A 5,070-nucleotide genomic window follows, 5' to 3' on the forward strand; every position below is an offset into this window, starting at 1 on the left:
TGCTGTTCCACCGCAGGATTCCACACATACCGCGCATGCCCGCAATGGACTTCCATCACAGCCGCCCGCTCGACGGCCGGATAAAGCCGGTAACGGGACATGCCACAATTCTACGACAAGGACGTCAACCAATGGGCAAGACGGGACGGCGTTTCCTCCCCGCCGTGAACGGCGGGGTCCCCACGCCGCAAGTCCGATGACGCACGCCGATCAGCCCGTACCCGTTCCCGCGGGGCTCGTGCTCGTGCCGTTCCGGGCGGCGCGCTTCCCCTCCTCGGGGCCCGCCCTCTCCGCGCTGACCTCGCCGCCCTACGACATCATCGACGATGCCGAACGCGCCCAGCTGCAGGCCCGCGACGCCCACAACGTGGTGCGGCTCATCCTGCCCGGCGACGACTACGACGGCGCCGCCCGCACGCTGCAGGAGTGGCTTGACAGTGGGGTGCTGCGCCGGGACGACAAGGCGTCCATCTACGTCTGCGAGGAGGAACAGGACGGTCACGTCCAGCGGGGGCTGATCGGCGCGGTCGCGCTGGCCGACCCGGAGGCGGGGATCATCCTGCCGCACGAGAACACCATGGCGGGACCGGTCTCGGACCGGCTGGCGCTGACCCGGGCGACCCGCGCCAACCTGGAACCCATCTTCCTGTTGTACTCCGGCGGCGGCGAGACCAGCCGCATCGTCAGCGAACTGGTCACGACTCCCCCGCAGGTCGAGACGACCACCGACGACGGGGTGACGCATCGGCTCTGGGCGATCGACGACCCCACGGTGCTCACCTCCGTGGCAGCCGACCTGCTGCCCCGGCGGGCCGTCATCGCCGACGGGCATCACCGCTACGCCACCTACCGGCAGTACCAGGCGGAGCGGCATGCCGCCGGGGACGGCTCGGGTCCGTGGGACTTCGGGCTCGCCTTCCTGGTCGACGCGACCGTCTCCGGCCCGCAGGTGCACTCCATTCACCGAGCGGTGGTCGGGCTTGACCTCGCCGCCGCGGTACGCCGGGCCGCCGCCGAGTTCACCGTCCGCAGGCTCGCCGGCCCAGACGTCGCCAGCCCAGACCTCGCCAGCCCAGACCTCGCCAGCCCAGACCTCGCCAGCCGCGACCCGGACGTCACCGCCACGCGGTCAGGCGGCGAGCCCGGGTCGGCCGAAGGCCCCGCCGCCGGGCGGTCCAGTGGCGGGGTCGACCCGGATCACCTGCTCGATGAACTGGCCAAGGCCGGCCAGGGCTCGCACGCCTTCGTCGTGACCGACGGCACCTCCGCCTACCTGCTCACCGAGCCCACCGCGGCGCTGCTGGCCCGCAGCCTGCCGGCGGGCCGCTCAGCCGCCTTCCGGCAGCTCGACGTCACCGTCGCCCACCTGGCGCTGATCGTGGACGTCTGGGGACTCGCGGACACGGTCGGCGTTGTGGACTACCACCACGACGCGCCGGCTGCGATCGCCGCCGCAGCCGCGGCCGGGGGGACCGCGCTGCTGCTCAACCCGACCCCGGTCGCGGATGTGACCTCGGTCGCCGAGGCCGGGGAACGCATGCCCCGCAAGTCGACGCTGTTCACCCCGAAGCCGCGCACGGGCCTCGTCCTGCGCCCGCTGGACGCCTGACCAGTCCGGCTGCCGATCTTCCCAGCCACATTGCGGCTCTTCCCAGCCACATTGCGGCCAGATCGTGCCGAGGCCTGAACACGGTTCTGGGCCCTGAAACCGTGCTTACCCCTCGGCACGATCATGCACCCGTTCCGCGACGGAACGTGGCATGGTCGGCAGCCACCGCCAGAATCCGGGCGGTGGGGAATCGAGTCCTCGACGGTCTGGATCAAGGAGCTCCACGCGGACCACCCCCTGATCACAACCCCATACGCGCGCTAGCGCCCTGGGTGCGCATCCTTGGCGGAGTGTTCGGGTGTCTGGATGTCGGGAACAGCCGAGGACGCCACATCCGCAGGCTTCGCCGCCTCCCCTGATTCCGCCTTCACAGCGCCGGCGTCACCATCCGTCGAATCGACGACGTCGGCATCTCCAGTGGCAAGACCCGAGGAGTCCTCGCGATCCGTCGCCGCCGGCAAGTCGCCCAGCGGCTCCACGGCGGCGTTCTCCGCCTCTACCTCGGCCTCCGCCGCGGATTCGGAGTCGGCCTCCCATTCGGAGTCGGCATCGTCGACCTCCGCCGCGGATTCGAGGTCCTCGGGCTCGGGCATCGGCCGGCCGGTGGTGATCTCGTAGGCGCGGGCGGCCGCGTCCGTCTCGCCGTCATCGACGGCCGCGGCGGAGGTGAACCACCGGGCCGCCTCCTCGCGACGGCCGACGGCCAGCAGCGCCTCGGCGTAGGCGTACCAGAGCCGGGGGGCCCACGGCGCGGGTGCACCCTTCGCGGTGGCAAGGTCGCGCAGCAGCACGACCGCGGCCTCCGGCTGGTCCAGGTCCCGGCGCGCCCCGGAGATCACGATCAGCATCTCGGCGCGGGCCGCCGGGTCGAGCTCGTCGACCTGCGGATCGCGCAGGTAGGCGACGGCCCGCTCGGGCCGGCCGAGGCCGCGCTCGCTGTCCGCCATCAACGGCAGATTGTGCCCCGAACCGTCCATCCGCCGGGCAGCCCGCAGTTCGACGAGCGCCGCAGCGTACTCGCCGGCATGGTAGGCCGCGATCCCGACCGCCTCGCGCACAGCGGGAAGCCGGGGTACCCGGTCCGCGGCGGCGCGCGCGTGGGCGAGGGCCGCGACCGGATCGTCGTCGAGCAGCAGCGCGGTCGCGACGAGATGACGGGCGATGGTGTCAGCGAGATTCGCCGGCAGCCCTCTCAGCGAACGGCGAACATCATGATCGAGCATGTCCGCGCGCGCCTCCTCCGGCAGCGGCGGGGTCTGCACCCGGGGCCGCCGGCTGCCGCCCTCGATGCGCTCCGGCCTGCCGGCCCGATCCGGACGGTCTCCCCGCCGGTCGTCGGGACGGCCCGGTCCACCCGGCCGTCCGCCCCGGCCCACAGGCGCCCCGCGCCCCGCGGCGCCTCGGGGGGCACCGCTGGTTCGCGCGCCCGGAGCACCGCCGCGTTCCCCACGGCCACCCGCGCTCCGAGCACCGGCACCACGCGCACCCGCGCCGGGAGCACCCGCACCGCGGGTCCCAGTGCCGGGAGTCCCAGTGCCGCGAGCACCGGAGCCGGCCCCGTCGCGCCACGGCCGCTGCTCGCGGTACTCGCGCCGCTCGGCGCCGCCCGCAGCGGTGGATCCCTGCCCGGCCGTTGAACCCTGCCCGGCAGCGGAACCGGACTCGGCGGAACCCCTCGGGGTGACAGATGCGTCCCGTCGACCGTTGCCGGCAGCGGAGTCAGTGGGCCGCGGGCCCGCCGGGCGGTTGGACGACCATCTGTCGGGTCGCCCGTCGCGCGCGGACGAATCGCGGTCAGGTGTCCCGCGCTCCCACGGCCGCTGCTCCCGACCGTCTCGCCGATCCTGGTTGTACGGCCGATCCTGGCTGGATGGCCGATCCTGATGGGGACGCTGGTCCTGGCCGTGGCGGGGCGGGCGCTCGCCGCCGGCGACGCGCGGACGTTCGGACGGCGCCCGAGTCCCGGCTGCCGGCCGCTGCCCGGCGGTCCACGGTCGGGTTGCGGGCCCCCCTCGGCCCTGGCCGGCGTCGGTACGCGACCACCCGCCGCGACCCGAGGTGCCCTCAGGACGCGACGGCCGCTCGGCCTGCACTCGCCCGCGCGTCAGCCCGCGGTCCGTCGGCCCCCTGTCCGGGCCGCGCCCGGCGTCGGCCGCGCCGTACCCCCGGGAGCTGTACCCACGGGCGGCATCGTCACGGCGATCGTGCCGGTCACGCGACTGCTCTCGTGCTGGGCGCCGCTCCGCATCCGGTGCACCGGTGCGATGGCCGCCGTCGGAAGTGCGTTCGCCTGTGGTCGGACGGCCGCGTCGGGTCCGCCAAGCCGACTCCGCGGTCGGGCGCGCCGGCACCTGACCCGCCCGGCCAGAGCCACTCTCACGGGGCCCTCCGCCAGCGCGTCCATACCCACCCGCGTCCTGGCGGGAGCCGGGGGCGTGGCGCCCACCGTCCGACCGTTCGGCCCGGGGGCGACCGGAATCGAACGACGCACCGGCCTGGGTGCCGGCCGGCCCACGCCGGTCAAAGCGCTCCGAACCGGCCGGTGCCCGCTCGCCTCGCGGCCGATCGGCACGCGGGAAACGAGGGCCCCTGGTCGAACCGTCAGCGGATCCCTCGGAAGCGCCAGGACGCCGAGTCGGATGTTCGGCCCGGCCGTGCCCACCGCGAGCCGCCCCACCGTCGCGGTCCGGGCGGTCGGCCCAGCGGGCGCCGGTGGGACGCTCGGATCGGCCCGACGCGTCGGTCAGCCGCCGAACCTGGCCGGACCTGGCACGGCCCGCGCCGCTGGCGGCATCAGCGGACCATCCGCCGCGGGCCGGGTTCTGCCCCCGGAAGGCGCCGGAACGCGGCGCCCCCGACCGCGCCGGAGCCGCCCCACGCCCAGCACCGCCCGTCGCGCGATCACGGCGCGGGGCTCCCCCGAACGCCCCGTCCGGACCGGACCGGCCGCCGCGCGGAGGGGCGCCGTCCCGCCTGGGCTCCCGTTCGTGCCGCTGGGGCCGGTCGGAGGCGTGCGGCACCGATGTGCCGCGCTCATTCGGACTGTCTTCCCTCGCCATGACCGGCCGTTCCCCTTCGTCCCGCATGCGCCGCGGTCGGCGGCCGCGGATCTGATGTGTGCTGTGCCGGGAGGCCACCGGCCCACCGGTCCGCCCCGGCGCGGACCGCCGCGGCGCCCAAGGGATCCTGACGGGACCTCGGACGCGGATCCGCGGGATGGCACAGCGATGTCCACAGTACGGGGTATGCCCGACGGCCCCGCTCCGAGCCGACGGGACCAGTACCTCCGCGTGGCGATCCGGGTCTCGAGCCCGGGGCAGCCTCGGAGGATCGGACGGCGACCGGAACCGATCGCGCCACACGCCGCCTCGAGCCCTGCACCGCAGAAATACCCCAACGCACAAAACAAGCGTGGGGTTGCCTTAAAAAGGCAACCCCACACTTTGTATAAGTCCGGCGGC

At 74.4% G+C, this 5,070-nt stretch carries 3 protein-coding genes; 1 reads left to right on the top strand and 2 read right to left on the bottom strand.

Annotated features, from left to right (window positions below; all coding sequences use genetic code 11):
• Positions 1 to 101 (bottom strand): helix-turn-helix domain-containing protein (locus NBZ83_RS29950; protein ID WP_261575952.1); only part of this gene is annotated, 101 nt, incomplete at its 3' end.
• A 95-nt stretch (positions 102 to 196) separates the two neighbouring features.
• Between NBZ83_RS29950 and NBZ83_RS29955 the strand changes: the two genes are divergently transcribed.
• Entirely contained in the window at positions 197 to 1,609 is a 1,413-nt protein-coding gene (locus NBZ83_RS29955; protein WP_261576299.1) for a DUF1015 family protein, read from the top strand.
• Positions 1,610 to 1,869: 260 nt separating this feature from the next.
• Here NBZ83_RS29955 and NBZ83_RS29960 read toward each other — a convergent pair whose 3' ends face one another.
• The gene (locus NBZ83_RS29960) at positions 1,870 to 2,871 is read right to left on the bottom strand and encodes a tetratricopeptide repeat protein (protein WP_261576300.1); all 1,002 of its coding nucleotides are present in this window, start codon (positions 2,869 to 2,871) and stop codon (positions 1,870 to 1,872) included.
• Positions 2,872 to 5,070 lie beyond the last annotated feature (2,199 nt).

Source organism: Frankia gtarii, from assembly GCF_025403375.1.
Classification (GTDB): Bacteria; Actinomycetota; Actinomycetes; order Frankiales; family Frankiaceae; genus Frankia; species Frankia gtarii.

Coding starts and splice junctions, on each gene's coding strand:
- NBZ83_RS29955 (WP_261576299.1), top strand. CDS start 197: ATGACGCACGCCGATCAGCCCGTACCCGTTCCCGCGGGGCTCGTGCTC.